We start from the raw sequence: 14,833 nt of genomic DNA, 5'->3' as shown, positions 1-14,833 counted from the left end.
ATGGAAAATGTTCCACGTGAAACATCTCAAGAAAATCCTTCAAAAGAAGGATTTTCTGGTATTAAGAAATTAGATTTAAAAGATTATTTTTTAACAGGAGAAAAATTTGAGATTTACGAAGATTCAGAAACCGAAGTTTTGTACACTCTCCCCCAGCCTATCGAAAATTTAGGAAAGTATTACGAAAGTAAAAATTACATTTCCCATACCGATGGAAAGAAATCAATTTTCGAACGTTTTTATCAAATGGCAAAATCAATCAATCTAAATAATAAATTAGAATTGATTAATAAAGTTGGCAGTGGTAAAAAGATTCTAGATTATGGTTGTGGCGTTGGAGATTTTTTAGAGCACCTACAAAAAAATGGTTATGATGTTTTGGGAATGGAACCAAATGATTCAGCAAGAAGAATTGCTCAATCAAAAGTTGGAATCGAAAAAGTTACTTCTACAGAATTAGAACAGAATACAGAAAAGTATGATGTGATTACCTTGTGGCATGTTTTAGAACATATCCCTAATCTGAAAGAAATAATTACAGAACTAAAGAAACATTTAACAAAAAGTGGTATCTTAGTAGTAGCTGTCCCGAACCACCAATCGTATGATGCTAAATATTATGGTGAACATTGGGCGGCTTATGATGTACCTCGTCATTTATGGCATTTCACAGAAACCAGCATGCGAAAGTTATTTAGCAACTTTGGTATGAAAATTGAGTCTATCCACCCGATGAAATTAGATTCGTTTTATGTGAGTCTACTATCTGAAAAATATAAAGGTAATAAGTTAGGTTTTATCAATGCGCTTAGAATTGGTTTGAAGTCTAATGCTCAAGCTAAAAAAACAGGTCAATATTCGTCTTTAATCTATATTATTAAAGCTGAAAATTAAAATAAGCGTTTTTAAAGAATGATTATCTAATCAGACGTATTAGAAATCGTTTTTTTTCTAAAACTTTATTAAATCTAATTTATAAAAGCCGTTTTTTAAGATTAATAATAGATAAAATAAATAGCTATGAAAAAAAGTATTTTATTATTTGGGATATGCGCTTCAGCATTTTTAACTTCTTGTGCATCTACAACCGTTGCAAAACAAGAAATACAAACAGGTAAAGAAGTAAGAGGTGCATGGACTTTGACAAATGTAGACTACCAAGGTTTAACAACAAACGAGGTACAAGGTAATGTAAAAGTTACTGATGCAGTTGCGAAAGTTTTTGACACAGCAAATCCAGAATGTTATGAAGGTTCTACTTGGAACTTAGTTCAAAACAACAAAAAAGGAACATACACTTTCAACAATGCAGGTGGAGATTGTCCTTCAGGAACGGCTAACATTATTTGGGATTTACAACAAGATGGTTCTACAACTTATTTCATCTTCAAAGATGTTACAGGAATCAAAGCGAAACAAAATACAGCAGGATATAAAATGCGTGTAGATTATGTTGATGCAAATTCGATGAAATTGGTACAAGATATCAATGCAAACGGAAAAATTGCTCAAGTGATTTATAACTTCGTACGTTAATCAACAATTTAAAAAACTTAGAAATTATGAAAAAAATAAATACTAAAATAGCCGCAATTGTATTAGGAGGTTCATTTATTATGTCTTCTTGTACAGCTGTACAAAATGCAAATAATACACAAAAAGGTGCTGGTATTGGTGCTGTTGCTGGTGGTGTTATTGGAGGAATCTTAGGTAATAATATCGGTAAAGGTGGTAACACTGCTTTAGGTGCCGTAATTGGTGCTGCTGTAGGTGGTGCTGCTGGTGGTGTTATTGGTAACAATATGGATAAACAAGCGCAAAAAATTGAGCAAGTTTTACCAGGTGCAGAAGTTGTAAGAACGGAAGAAGGGATTAACTTAATTTTAGATGAAAACTCTAAAGTTACTTTTGATTACAACAAAGCTTCTTTAACTGCTGTTGCTAAATCTAACTTAGATAAATTAGTAGAAGTTTTCAACGAATATCCTGATACAGATTTATTAATCGTTGGGCACACTGATAACGTAGGATCTCAAGGTTATAATTTACCATTATCTCAAAAACGTGCACAATCTGTAAAAGATTATTTAGTTTCTAAAGGTATTGCTTCTTCTCGTTTAACATCGAAAGGAAAAGGTTTAGAAGAGCCAATTGCTGATAATACAACTGCAGAAGGACGTGCTCAAAACCGTCGTGTAGAAATTGCGATTACTGCAAACGAAAAAATGAAAGCGGACGCTGCTAAAGAAGCTAACGGACAATAATTCATTTCAATATAAAACAAGAAAAGCGTTCAGAATCTGAACGCTTTTTTTATGTTTAATAAGTTTGAGAATTATTTAAAATTAACCACAAACCATTTATTATTGATCTTTTCTAAAGTCACTTGATACGTCTTAGATGATTGATCTTTTAAGTTCGCTTGCACTTCTACCAAAGCTACTTTTTCATCCGCATCCAAAACTTTTGCATCATTAATTGTTGCTTGCTCTAAATTCTTAATTGATTCATCAGAAGAAAATTTTTGGAAAGTATTCCATTCGCCACTTCTTGTCAACGCAAAAGCACCAGAATAATTTTTCTTTGATAAATTTGTCATAAAACGATTCGAAAGAGATTTTACCATTCCAGCTTCTTTACTTACATGTGCAGGCGTACTTTCATCCAAAAGAGAATCTACAACCTCAGCAGCACCAACTAAATTCAACGGAACTTTTACCGCTTTACGATTCGTTAAATATCGTTCAGAATTCGGAATTCGAACCAAAATATCTAATCGATCACTCTTAATTTTAGAAGCATCTAATGACGAATATTTAATATTAATTGTATTTTTTCTGTACAAATCATCCATAGAATTTGGATCAATTGTAGAACGAAATGTGTACACAATACTACCTGAATTAAACACTTCTATCGTTGCCGTTACAGCTTTATCCAACTGAATTTCCTCTCCTTGCGCATTGTAGAAAAAAGGAGAAATTGAGATTCCACTATCATCTTGTTTTAAACTAAAATCGAAACGTTGTACATTAGAAGTCGGTTCAGCAGGCGTTTCTACAGTTTCAATTGCACCTGATTTTGGAATTCCATTCACCAAAGGAACTTGATTTCTATTCCATGTAAATTTATTTTGTAACGCGACTTTTTCAGCAATATCAAAAACCTCATCTACTGTTTTACCATCTAACAACGTACGCACAATTCCCCAACGCGATTCATTATCCATTGATTGACTTGTGTTATACTCGAAAATAATCTGTAAAGCTTCCTTAAATTTATCTTGTTGCATAACAGGCAAAGCCTTCGAAATTTTGTCTACCGTTTCACTAAAAGTTTGCGCAGATGTAGAATCAATTTCAATGTTATCATTTTTACAACTGATAATCATTAAAGCGAAAGAAGCAATGATGAATAAACGTTTCATATAGTATAGATTAATACGTTTTGAGTTAAAGTTTTATAAGCAGTAAATATACTAAATACTTGTGTTGATAATGGTATTTTTTTAACAAAAAAAAAGCAAATTCCATTTCTGAAATCTGCTCTATATATAAAACAACTAAAACTTGAAAAAAATTCTAAATATCCATAGGAACTTCGATTAACATCAAGCGAGAATCTTTTGCTACATTAAACGAAAACTCGTTTGTATCTTTAATCTCGATGACATCTCTTCGTCCTAATTTGTTTCCATCAAATTCAACTTCTCCTTCCACAACCATAAAGAAAACACCATTTCCTTCTTTTTGTACTTTGTATGTTTCTTGTTTATCTTCTGTATAATTTCCTAAAAAAATCCATGCATCTTGATGAATCCAAACTCCTTGATCATCTGCATTTGGAGAAAGAACTTGATATAATTCATTTTCTTTTGCTACTTCACGAACAGAAATTTGTTGATAACGAGGCTCAACATTCATTTTATTTGGAATAATCCAAATCTGAAAAAAATGTCCTTCTTGGTTTTCATAAGCATTCATTTCACTATGAAAAACTCCCGTACCAGCGCTCATTACTTGTACATCCCCAAACTCAATTACAGAACCAGTTCCCATTGAATCTTCGTGAGAAATTCCTCCTTTTGTAGGAATTGTAATAATCTCCATATTATCATGAGGATGTTTTCCAAATCCCATTCCTCCGGTAATTATATCATCATTTACGACACGCAAAGCTCCAAAATGAATACGAGCTGGATCGTAATAATTTGCAAAACTGTAAGAATGTTTAGAGTCTAACCACCCATGATTTCCTCCACCTCTTGATTCTGATTTAAATATTTGGTAATTCATAGTAATTTATTTTTATACAAATTTAGGGTGCAAAAAAAACTTATCTATTGACATGTGATAAGTTATCAATTAACACACCTAGAAGATGAATAAAACTTTTTTTAAATTATTAACAAAATGTTAAATATAATTTATATTTTAGCATTCAGTTAACACATGAGACATATATATGCTATCAATTTCAGGCGAATCAACATTTAATGTTATACTTTGGATTCTACTCCAAATCGTTCTTGTTATTATAGTAGCAGTTATTTTGTATAAAGTTTACAAAAAACTTACAAAATGAAAAAAGGTTCCGAAGTTTCGGAACCTTTTTAGTTTATATCAATTAATCATTACTGATTATTCTTCCAATCAATTATTTTATCACGAATAAACTCTGCTAATTTCACTTTACTTTGATGCGTCCAACCTGCAATATGTGGCGCCAAAACAACATTATCCGCTTGGATTAAATACTGAAATTCTTCTGGTAAATCAGATGCAACTAATTTCTCAAAACTCGATTTTTCAAATTCTAAAACATCTAAAGCTACTCCTAAAATTTTTCCTGTTTTCATTGCTTCAACCAAATCTTTTGTCACAACAGATTTACCACGCGCTGTATTCACAAAATAAAATGTTTTTTTAAAGTTAGAAATAAATTCTGCATTAATCATTTGCATCGTTTCTGGTGTTTGCGGCGTATGTAAACTTACAACATCAGCTTGTTCAAAAATTTCTTCTAACGAAACTTGCTTCGCAAATTCATTTCCTTTATTTGGCAAAATATCATAACAAATCACATTAACTTCAAAACCCTGCAAACGTCTCGCAAAAGCATTTCCCATATTTCCATAACCAATAATTCCAACCGTTTTTCCCTTCAATTCATCACCACGATTTTCTTCACGTTTCCAAATTCCATTACGAACTTCGTTATCAGCTCTGCGCAAATGATGCATCAACATCAACAAAATACCAATCGCATGTTCACCAACAGAATCTCGGTTTCCTTCGGGAGAATTGAATAAAACAATGTTATGATCAGCTGCAAACTCTTCGTCAATATTCTCCAAGCCTGCCCCTACTCTACCAATAAACTTTAAATTCGTTGCTTTTGCTAAAAAATCTTTATCAATTGGAAATCTACTCCTTACAATCATTCCATCATATTCATTGATCTTTTGTTCGATGATTTCTTTGGGTGAAGTGTAATCTTCATCAACAATAAACCCTGCTTCACGAAGTCCATTATTTAGACATTCGTGATTAGAATCAATTGCTAAAATTTTATAAGGCGTATTCATTGCAAAAATTTTAATCAAAGTTACAACGAATGCAAGTATTATTATAAAATTGAAGATAAAATTGGTTACAAACAAATCGTTTATAACTACGTTAATAATATTTTAATTTATTGAAACTGTATAATTTATATTGCTAATTAAATAATAATTGAAGTTTAAAAAATGATTTTTAAAGCATTTGGTATGACCTTAACTTTTACTTGAAGTGAATCGGTATTATGAATCTCTCCATCAAGCTGATACGTAATAGGATTGTTATCTAAACTTTCAATCTTGAACTTTTTCACTTTTCGATACTTTGCTTTGTCCAACAAATCAATCTTTTTGGCTAAAACCAGTACAGAAAAATAAAATTGCTCGAAAACATCCAAATCTTCTATCATCAATAAATCCAATTCACCATCAGACAAATCAGCTTTCGGTGTAAAAGAGATTCCATAACCAGCAATGTTAGAATTAGAGCAGAATAGATAATAAAAATTTTTCTCAATAATTACATCATCTATATAAAGACGAAACAATTTCGATTTATAATTCAACAACGTTTTCACAGATGCATCAAAATATCCAGTAATCGTACGCTTTTGATTTTCTTCATATGTTTTTATAACTTCTGCATCAATCCCAAAACCTAAATTGCTAAAAAAATACTTGTCCTCTACTCTGCCAACATCAATCGTATGAACTGCATTTGATTTGATAATTTCAATCGCTTTGTTAGCATCTTTCGGAATATTAAGATTTGTTGCCAAACCATTTCCAGATCCAGCAGAAATTATTCCTAACGGAATATTTTTTTTCACCAAAGCACTCGCCACTTCATTGATTGTCCCATCACCACCGCATGCAACAATAACATCCGAATTTTCTGCAATCGCCTCCTTCACCAATTCTTTTGCATGAAATTGATAAGCTGTTTCTTTCAAAACGATTTCGTCTGAAGAATCAAATTTTGATTGTAAAAAATCGAGCGAAATATCGTGTTTTGCGTTTCCTGAATTAGGATTAACAATGAAAGTGTACTTCATTTTTTGGGAATTGAAATTTATCAAAACACAAAAATAAGAAATCTAAAAGAATCAAGCTATTTAACGTCTTTTTTTGAGGAAAAACTATCAAAAACTTTCTAACTTTGTCATATGAAAATTAAAGAAATTCAAAACGAAATAGTAGACGAATTCTCATTTTTTGATGATTGGGAACAACGCTACGAATATTTGATCGAGTTAGGAAAAAGCTTAAATAATTTACCAGAAGAAGCAAAAACAGATGATAAAATCATAAAAGGTTGTCAATCTTCTGTTTGGTTAGATGCAGAATTGGATGGTAATACAATCGAATTTAAAGCTGATTCTAATGCTATTTTACCAAAAGGAATTGCCGCACTATTGGTGAGAATGTATAATCATCAAACGCCAAAAGATATTTTAGAATCGGATACAGATTTTATCAACGAAATTGGTTTATCAGAATTTTTATCACCAACTCGTGCAAATGGATTATTAGCGATGATAAAACAATTCAAATTTTATGCGATTGCATTTCAATCAAAACAAAATAATAGTTAGACACATCATCTAATCAACCTTATAAAATAATGAACGACTTTTTAGGCCAAGCATTTATTTTTCTATTTTCCGCTGTAATCTGCGTTCCTATTTCCAAAAAATTAGGAATGGGTTCGGTTTTGGGATATTTAATTGCCGGAGTTTTAATTGGACCTTATCTGCTGAAATTTGTTGGCAATGACGGTACAGACATTATGCACGCCACAGAATTTGGTGTAGTTATGATGCTTTTTTTGGTCGGATTAGAACTTGATCCAAAGGAATTCTGGAAGATGAAAAATAAAATCATCAACCTTGGTGGAATGCAAGTTTTGGGAACAATAATTATTGCAACTTTAGTCGGAATATTTGCCTTGAAAATGGATTTTTCTTTGGCTCTTTCTATAGCTTTTGCAATAACCATGTCTTCAACAGCCATTATTATGCAAACACTTAGCGAAAAAGGATTGACCAAAACAAACATAGGTAAATCAACTTTTTCAGTTTTGTTGTTTCAAGATATTATGGTAATTCCAATCTTAGCAATTATTCCACTTTTAGTTGGAGATTCCTTGATTCAGTCCATTGGAGATGATTCTAAAAGTTTGTTAGTTGGTGGACCAGCGTTCATGAAAACCTTGGTTATTCTTGGTGCAATTACATTTATTTATGTGATTGCAAAATACATTATTACACCTTATTTCAAGTATGTTGGACAATTACAAGTTCGAGAAATTTACACCGCTTCTGCCCTACTTTTAGTCATTGGAGTTTCAATTTTGATGCAAAAAGTTGGAATTTCTCCTGCCTTGGGAGCATTTATTGCTGGTGTTGTTTTGGCGAATAACGAATATAAACATCAATTAGAAAGTGACATTGAGCCATTCAAATCATTATTATTAGGAATCTTTTTTATTGCTGTTGGATCAACGATTAACTTCAAATTAATTGCAGATAAACCTTTTATGATTCTTGGATTAACATTTGGAATAATGTTAATAAAATCATTGGTTTTATGGTTTATTGGAATCAAACATAAATTTGATTTTGATCAAAAATGGTTGTTCATTTTGCTTTTATCACAAGTCGGAGAATTTGCTTTCGTTATCTTATCATTGACTCGAAATTTAGATATTCTAAATAAAGAATGGTACGATTTGATGTTAGCTACAACTGCGATAACAATGGTAATAACACCATTACTTTTAGTCTTAAATGAAAAATTAATTCTAAAATATTTTGGTGTAAAAACAAAAGTAAAAACAATCATTGAAAACGATAAAATAAATCCACATTCAGCAGAAGGTGAAATAATTATTGCTGGTTTTGGTGATTTTGGAAACACAATTAGTCGTGTCTTGAAAAGCACTGGAATAAAATCGATTGTTTTGGATAATGATAGTGAGCGTGTAGAGAAAATGCGCAAGCAGGGTTTTAATGTTTTTTATGGCGATGCAACAAATGTTAACTTACTAAAATCGGCTGGTGCTGAACATGCAAAATATTTTGTAGCTGCTTTGGATCCGCCAGAAATTAATCAAAAATTAGTTTATATTGTTCGTAAAAACTTTCCGAATTTAGAAATTATTGTTCGTGCAAAAAATCGTAGTTATGCGTATAATTATTTGAAAGATGGTATAGACGAAGTTTATCGAGAAAACTTTTTCTCATCTGTTTACGTTGGTAGACAAATCCTTATAAAATATGGTTTTTCACCTGAAGAAGCGTCTAAAATTGGAGAAATTTTCATAAAAAGTGACCGAAAATCGTTGCGTAAAATTGCAAAACATGCCGAAAATTCTGATCAATATTTTGAAGCATCTAAGCAAGAATTTGAAAAGCAAATGAAAATGGTTGCAAAAGAAATTAACAATAGGAATAATGGAGAAAACGAATCATAAAAAACTATTAGTTTTACGTTTTTCTGCTTTGGGTGATGTTACAATGATTGCTCCTGTTTTACAAGAGTTTATTGAACAAAATCCTAACATCGAAGTTTATGTTGCTTCGCGCCCTTTTATGGGAAATATTTTCAAGCAATTTCCTCAAATCAAATTTATTTCGGTTGATTTGAACAAAGACTACAAAAGCTTTTTTAGCTTGTTCAAATTATACAAAGAATTAAAACAATATAATTTTGATTATGTAGCTGATTTTCACAACGTAATCCGATCAAAAGTCATTACAACTCTATTCAAACTTAACGGAACAGAAACGGCTACTTTAGATAAAGGTCGTGAGGAGAAAAAAGCTTTAGTCAATCAAAAAAATCGCGTTTTTAAGCAATTAAAATTAACAACTGAGCGCTATGCTGATGTTTTGCGTCAATTTAGTTTTAACGTCAATTTAAAGCATAAAATCGAACCAAAATCGATTAAAGAATCTAAATCAATTGGAATTGCGCCTTTTGCAGCCTTTACAAGTAAAATGTATCCCATCGAAAAGATGAAAATCGTTGCGAAGAAATTAGCTGAAAATGGGTACAAAATTTATTTATTTGGCGGTGGAAAAATTGAAATTGATGAATTAAAAACGTGGGAAAGTTTTAATCCTAACATCAAATCTTTAGCTGGAACAATCTCTTTTGAAGAAGAATTACAAGCAATTGCTAAATTAGAAGTAATGATTTCTATGGATAGCGCAAACATGCATTTAGCTTCGTTGATGGGAACACGCACAATTTCTATTTGGGGTGGAACGCATCCATTTGCTGGATTTTTAGGTTATGGTCAATCTATGAATGATGTGATACAAGACGAAACGATGAAAATTCGTCCAACTTCTATCTTTGGAAAAGATCCAAAAAAGTTTCAAAATTATGATTATTTTCAAAATTTGAGTGCCGAAGATATTTATGAACAAATCGTCGATAAATTAGAAAAATAATACTTTTAAAAGCATCATATCGATGCTTTTCCTATTTTTATAAGAAATTATAATCACATGAAGTATACATTTCTTATTCTTGCCTTATTCTCAAATTTTTTATTTGCTCAAGAACCGAAAGTTATTTTGGTTACGCTGGATGGTGTTCGTTGGAAAGAAGTTTTCCGAGGAGTTGAAAAATCAATTTTAAATGATAAAAAATACAACTCACTTATTGTTCAAACTAATGAAAAATATTGGACAGAAGATTCTATAAAACGTCGCGAATTATTGATGCCATTTACGTGGAAAACGATTAAAGACAAAGGAGTTATTTTAGGAAATCGTGATGAACAAAACTTTGTTAATTTGACCAACAAAAGATTATGGTCTTATCCTGGATACAACGAAATTATTACAGGAAAAGCTGATGATGAGCGAATTAAAAATAACAAAGATATTCCGAATCCTAATGTTTCAGTTTTTGAAATTGCAAATCAACAAAAGAATTTAAACAATAAGGTAATGGCTTTTGGAAGCTGGAGAATGTATACAAATATTTTCAATCAAGAACGTTCTAAATTGTTTGTAAATGCTGGATATCAAGATAGTTTTAATCAAAACAAATCTGAACGAGAATTGCTTATCGAACGTTTTCAATTAGAAACACCAAAACAATGGTGGGCAACTAGATTTGATATTTTTACGCACGAATTTGCGTTAGAAGCGATGAAAAATCAAAAGCCAAAATTACTTTTTATTGGTTATGGAGAAGCTGATGATTACGGACATGATGAAGATTACGATCAATATATTACTTCAATAAATCGCAATGATAGAATGATTGAGGAATTATGGAATTATGTACAAAGCGATCCATTCTATAAAGATCAAACAACTATTATTGTAACAACTGATCACGGACGTGGAAATGGAAGACAATGGCCAGAACATTATGATGAAATTCCTGGATCAGACGAAGGTTTTATTTTGATGATTGGAAATGGGATTAATCCTAAAAAATTCAAACAGAAACAAACTTATCTCAATCAAATTGCCTCTACAATTGCTGATTTGATGAAAGTAAAAACATGGAATTATAAGGATTCTGGGAAGTCGTTATTGAAGTAAGATTTGTCTGCTTTGGATATGCAGTTTAAAACGATAAAATATGCCTTTCAGAGCATTCCTAACTGTAAAATTATTTATTCAAAACTTCACTCTCACAATATCAATAATTTAACCTAAAAAAATATGAACAATCTTTATACAAAATCGGGAGGTCTTATAATAGGCTCTATTAGAATGTCAAGTTTACTTGCTCAAATAAATATTTATGAAGATAAGTTAATAATAAATTATTTGTTTTTCTTTAAAATAATCCTTTTAAAAAAAGATATTATAGATATAATTCCATCTAACGATTTTTTTGAAAAAGGAATTAAAATTCTTCATAAAAATCCTAAATATGATTCAAAAATAATTTTCAGAGTTTCTAATCCTGATAAATTGATAGAAGAAATAAAAAAAACAGGTTTTATGAATTGTAATTAATGCTAAAATACATATTTTATTACATCATTATCAACCTTATTTTGTACTTAATTATTTATTTTATTTTTCATGATATCAATAATCAATTAGATTATTTTTATAAAGTAGAAATAAAAAAACTCCCATCAAAAAATTTGATGGGAGTTTATATTTCTAACTTGTTTGTTCTTGATTAATGAGCTGATTCTCTATTTTTTGATCGATTTCTTTAAAGAATCCGAAACCTTTTAAGATAATGATTAATCCAAAGACTAAAAGACAAATACCAACTCCTTTTCGCACCATAAATACTTTTTGATCGGTAAAACGTTTTTGAAGTTTTCCTGCCAAAAATATTTTACCCAAATCTATTACAAAATAGGTCGTCAAAACAACGCCCATATACAGCATAAAATCGCTTGGATTTGGATATTGAATCATAATTGAAGAGACAATTACAAACCAAAAAACAATGACACCGATATTCAACAAATTCATAATAAATCCATTGATAAACGTTCTCAAATAATTGTTGCTTACAAATCCCGCTTCGCCTTCTATATGTAGCTTTGGTTTAGAGAAATACATGAAAATTCCGTAAATCAATACAAAGAAACCTGCAATGATATAAATGCGGTAAAACTTTGGATGATTGGTCACATAATCTGTAAAATCTTTACTTCCGTAATAGGCTGCTGCAATACACAAAATATCAGCTGCAATAACCCCTAAATCTAGGACTACAGCGGTTTTCCAACTTCTACGCAAACTGGTTTCAATAAGTAAGAAAAATACAGGTCCAATAAGAATTGTACTTAACAAAAAACCTATTAGTATGGCCGAAAATATTATTTCCATAACATAATTAAGGTCTGCAAGATAAGTCTAAAATATGAAACTTAAGCATCAACTAATTCAAAATCTAATTGCTTCTTGATTAAATCAGCATTTAAAACTTTGATTCTAACCGGACTTCCTAACTGATATTTAACACGTGTGCGTTTACCTATTAAAGCATGATTTTTTTCGTCAAAAACAAAATGATCACCTTTCATAGCACGAGAACGAATCAAACCTTCGCAACGCGTTTCTGGGATTTCAACAAAGATTCCATAATCTTGTACACCTGTAATAAAAGCATCAAAAGTTTCGCCAACAAATTGCTCCATGTATTTTACTTGCATATATTTGATTGACTCTCTTTCTGCTTCTGCAGCAATTTTTTCGCGAGAAGAACAATGTTTTGCTTTATCTTCGTAAACAGCTGCTGCAGGAGATTTTTTATCATCTAAATAATCTTGCAACAATCGGTGCGCCATCATATCTGGATAACGACGAATTGGCGATGTAAAATGCGTGTAATAATCGAACGCTAAACCGTAATGTCCTATATTCTCTGTTGTATATTTTGCTTTCGCCATTGTTCGCATTGCCAAAGTTTCAACCATATTTTCTTCTGGTTTTCCTTTCACTTCTGCTAACAACTTATTCATAGAATTGATAGTTGTTTTACGATCTCCAATCTCTAATTCATACCCAAATTGACGAATAAAATTTTTTAAGTCTAATAGTTTATCTGGATTTGGATCATCGTGAACTCGATAAATATAAGTGTTCGCATTCTCTTTTCCATGTTTATCTAAACTAATGAATTCTGAAACTTTTTTGTTACATAATAACATGAATTCTTCAATCAATTTATTCGAATCTTTCGAAATTTTGAAGAAAATTCCTTGTGGATTATGCGCTTGATCTAAATCGAATTTTACTTCAACTTTATCAAAATTAACCGCTCCATATTTCATACGTTTTTGGCGCATTGTTTTGGCTAAACGATCTAAAGTCAAGATTTCATCTTTAAAATCGCCATCTTTTCCTTCGATAATTTCTTGTGCTTCTTCATATGTAAAACGTCTATCCGAATGTGTAACAGTACGACCAAACCATGTTTTTACAATCTTCGCATTATCATCCATTTCGAAAACTCCCGAAAACGTATATTTATCTTCGTTTGGACGCAAAGAACACGCAACATTCGACAACACTTCTGGCAACATTGGCACTACTCTATCCACCAAATAAACAGAAGTTGCACGCTTGTATGCTTCTTGCTCGATCAACGAACCTGGACGAACATAATGTGTAACATCGGCAATGTGAACACCAATTTCCCAGTTTCCATTCTCTAATTTTCGTATTGATAAAGCATCATCAAAATCTTTTGCATCTTTCGGGTCGATTGTAAATGTCGTTACATTTCGCATATCTCTACGACGAGCAGCTTCAGCTTCATCTATCGAAGTATCCAACTGATTTGCTTCTTCTTCAACTTCCTCTGGAAATTGTGCTGGCAAATCGTATTCTAACAAAATTGCATGAATTTCTACATCCGTATCGTCTGGACTACCCAAAACTTGCGTGATTTCACCAAATGGTGAATTAGATCCTTCTGGCCAATTTGTTAATCGAACCACAACTTTTTCTCCTGGTTGAGCATTTTTAATTTTCTCTTTCGGAATAAAGAAATCGTGGTTACCATTTTGCATCGTTACAAAACCAAAATTTCCGTTCTTTCCTAACTCGAAAATACCTGTAAATTCAGTTTTATTACGCTCGATAATTTCTACAATTTCTCCTTCTGCTCTCGATTGATTGGCATGTTTTTTTGGATAAACATATACGCGAACCGTATCGCCCATTAAGGCATTTCGCGTTTTTCCTTTTTGTACAAAGACATCTTGTTCAAGACCATCAATCATAATATAAGCGCTTCCCGAAGAAGTCAAATCCGCAATCCCAACCATATAATCATTGGTTGCATTGATTTTGTATTTTCCTCTTTCTACTTCAGAAATCTTTTTGTCAGCTAATAAAACATTCAAATTCTTAATCAATAATTCTGTATCAATTCGATTTGTTAGGTTTAAAGCTGCTGCAATTTGTTTATAATTTAAAGGTTTATTCGGATTTTGAAATAAAACTTCGATGATAGACTTCGTAAACTTTGTTATGTTTTTGTCTTTTTTCGCCTTTGTATTTTTAAAATTTCTTCTTGGCATAATTTGTTTTCTGTCAAATCTCTTCTTTTTTTTTCGAGATTTATTTTAAAATAGTTAATAAATAAACATCTTAATTATTTGATTATTAAATTATTTTTAATAACTATTGATAAGATGTTAATAAACAACATAACCACTGCAAAGGTAATATATCCTTTTTCTAAAATAACATTTTACAGCCAATTCTATGTTACGGAAAGGATAAGATTACTTGTAACGTTTTGATTTATTGCGAAAATTGA

General features: G+C 31.2%; 14 protein-coding genes. 8 read left to right on the top strand and 6 right to left on the bottom strand.

Annotated elements, in window-relative coordinates; all coding sequences use genetic code 11:
• The 3 genes from B4L98_RS08240 to B4L98_RS08230 all read left to right on the top strand — a co-directional run bounded on the left by B4L98_RS08240 (position 1) and on the right by B4L98_RS08230 (position 2,264).
• Positions 1-894 (top strand): class I SAM-dependent methyltransferase, encoded by an 894-nt coding sequence (locus tag B4L98_RS08240; protein WP_286478544.1) that lies wholly within the window; start codon positions 1-3, stop codon positions 892-894.
• A gap of 126 nt (positions 895-1,020) precedes the next feature.
• Positions 1,021-1,536 (top strand): lipocalin family protein, encoded by a 516-nt coding sequence (locus B4L98_RS08235; RefSeq protein ID WP_114998594.1) that lies wholly within the window; start codon positions 1,021-1,023, stop codon positions 1,534-1,536.
• Between the two features lie 26 nt (positions 1,537-1,562).
• Positions 1,563-2,264 (top strand): OmpA family protein, encoded by a 702-nt coding sequence (locus B4L98_RS08230; RefSeq protein WP_291066137.1) that lies wholly within the window; start codon positions 1,563-1,565, stop codon positions 2,262-2,264.
• A gap of 71 nt (positions 2,265-2,335) precedes the next feature.
• On the opposite strand, the gene B4L98_RS08225 is transcribed toward B4L98_RS08230, so the two are convergent.
• From B4L98_RS08225 to B4L98_RS08210, 4 genes are all read right to left on the bottom strand, one after another.
• Positions 2,336-3,427, bottom strand: a complete 1,092-nt coding sequence (locus B4L98_RS08225; RefSeq protein WP_291077976.1) for a hypothetical protein — start codon at positions 3,425-3,427, stop codon at positions 2,336-2,338.
• Between the two features lie 154 nt (positions 3,428-3,581).
• Entirely contained in the window at positions 3,582-4,295 is a 714-nt protein-coding gene (locus B4L98_RS08220; RefSeq protein WP_291077974.1) for a pirin family protein, read from the bottom strand.
• Between the two features lie 338 nt (positions 4,296-4,633).
• Positions 4,634-5,587, bottom strand: coding sequence for a 2-hydroxyacid dehydrogenase (locus B4L98_RS08215; RefSeq protein WP_291077972.1), 954 nt, complete (start codon positions 5,585-5,587; stop codon positions 4,634-4,636).
• A gap of 155 nt (positions 5,588-5,742) precedes the next feature.
• A complete protein-coding gene (locus tag B4L98_RS08210; RefSeq protein WP_286495672.1) occupies positions 5,743-6,615 on the bottom strand; it encodes a diacylglycerol/lipid kinase family protein in 873 nt (290 codons plus the stop codon).
• Between the two features lie 111 nt (positions 6,616-6,726).
• On the opposite strand from B4L98_RS08210, the gene B4L98_RS08205 reads away from it, so the two are divergent.
• The 5 genes from B4L98_RS08205 (at position 6,727) to B4L98_RS08185 (ending at position 11,553) form a co-directional block, all read left to right on the top strand.
• Positions 6,727-7,155, top strand: coding sequence for a SufE family protein (locus B4L98_RS08205; protein WP_219034091.1), 429 nt, complete (start codon positions 6,727-6,729; stop codon positions 7,153-7,155).
• A gap of 29 nt (positions 7,156-7,184) precedes the next feature.
• On the top strand, positions 7,185-9,035 hold the full coding sequence (locus tag B4L98_RS08200) for a monovalent cation:proton antiporter-2 (CPA2) family protein (RefSeq protein ID WP_219034090.1): 1,851 nt from the start codon (positions 7,185-7,187) through the stop codon (positions 9,033-9,035).
• Positions 9,016-10,020: a glycosyltransferase family 9 protein gene (locus tag B4L98_RS08195; protein WP_219034136.1), complete on the top strand. Its 1,005-nt coding sequence runs from the start codon at positions 9,016-9,018 to the stop codon at positions 10,018-10,020. Before B4L98_RS08200 ends, B4L98_RS08195 begins: the two co-directional genes overlap by 20 nt.
• Before the next feature lie 57 nt (positions 10,021-10,077).
• On the top strand, positions 10,078-11,130 hold the full coding sequence (locus B4L98_RS08190) for an alkaline phosphatase family protein (RefSeq protein WP_219034089.1): 1,053 nt from the start codon (positions 10,078-10,080) through the stop codon (positions 11,128-11,130).
• Positions 11,131-11,253: 123 nt separating this feature from the next.
• The gene (locus B4L98_RS08185) at positions 11,254-11,553 is read left to right on the top strand and encodes a hypothetical protein (RefSeq protein WP_219034088.1); all 300 of its coding nucleotides are present in this window, start codon (positions 11,254-11,256) and stop codon (positions 11,551-11,553) included.
• Between the two features lie 153 nt (positions 11,554-11,706).
• Here B4L98_RS08185 and B4L98_RS08180 read toward each other — a convergent pair whose 3' ends face one another.
• Positions 11,707-12,390, bottom strand: coding sequence for a LysE family translocator (locus B4L98_RS08180; RefSeq protein ID WP_125349109.1), 684 nt, complete (start codon positions 12,388-12,390; stop codon positions 11,707-11,709).
• 41 nt (positions 12,391-12,431) lie between these two features.
• The gene (rnr, locus tag B4L98_RS08175; protein WP_286495668.1) at positions 12,432-14,591 is read right to left on the bottom strand and encodes a ribonuclease R; all 2,160 of its coding nucleotides are present in this window, start codon (positions 14,589-14,591) and stop codon (positions 12,432-12,434) included.
• Positions 14,592-14,833: the final 242 nt, after the last annotated feature.

The organism is Empedobacter sp. UBA5528 (genome assembly GCF_002426075.1).
GTDB classification, from domain to species: Bacteria; Bacteroidota; Bacteroidia; order Flavobacteriales; family Weeksellaceae; genus Empedobacter; species Empedobacter falsenii_B.
The sequence above is the reverse complement of the archived record's forward strand: the minus strand, read 5'-3'. Positions and strand labels throughout refer to the sequence as shown.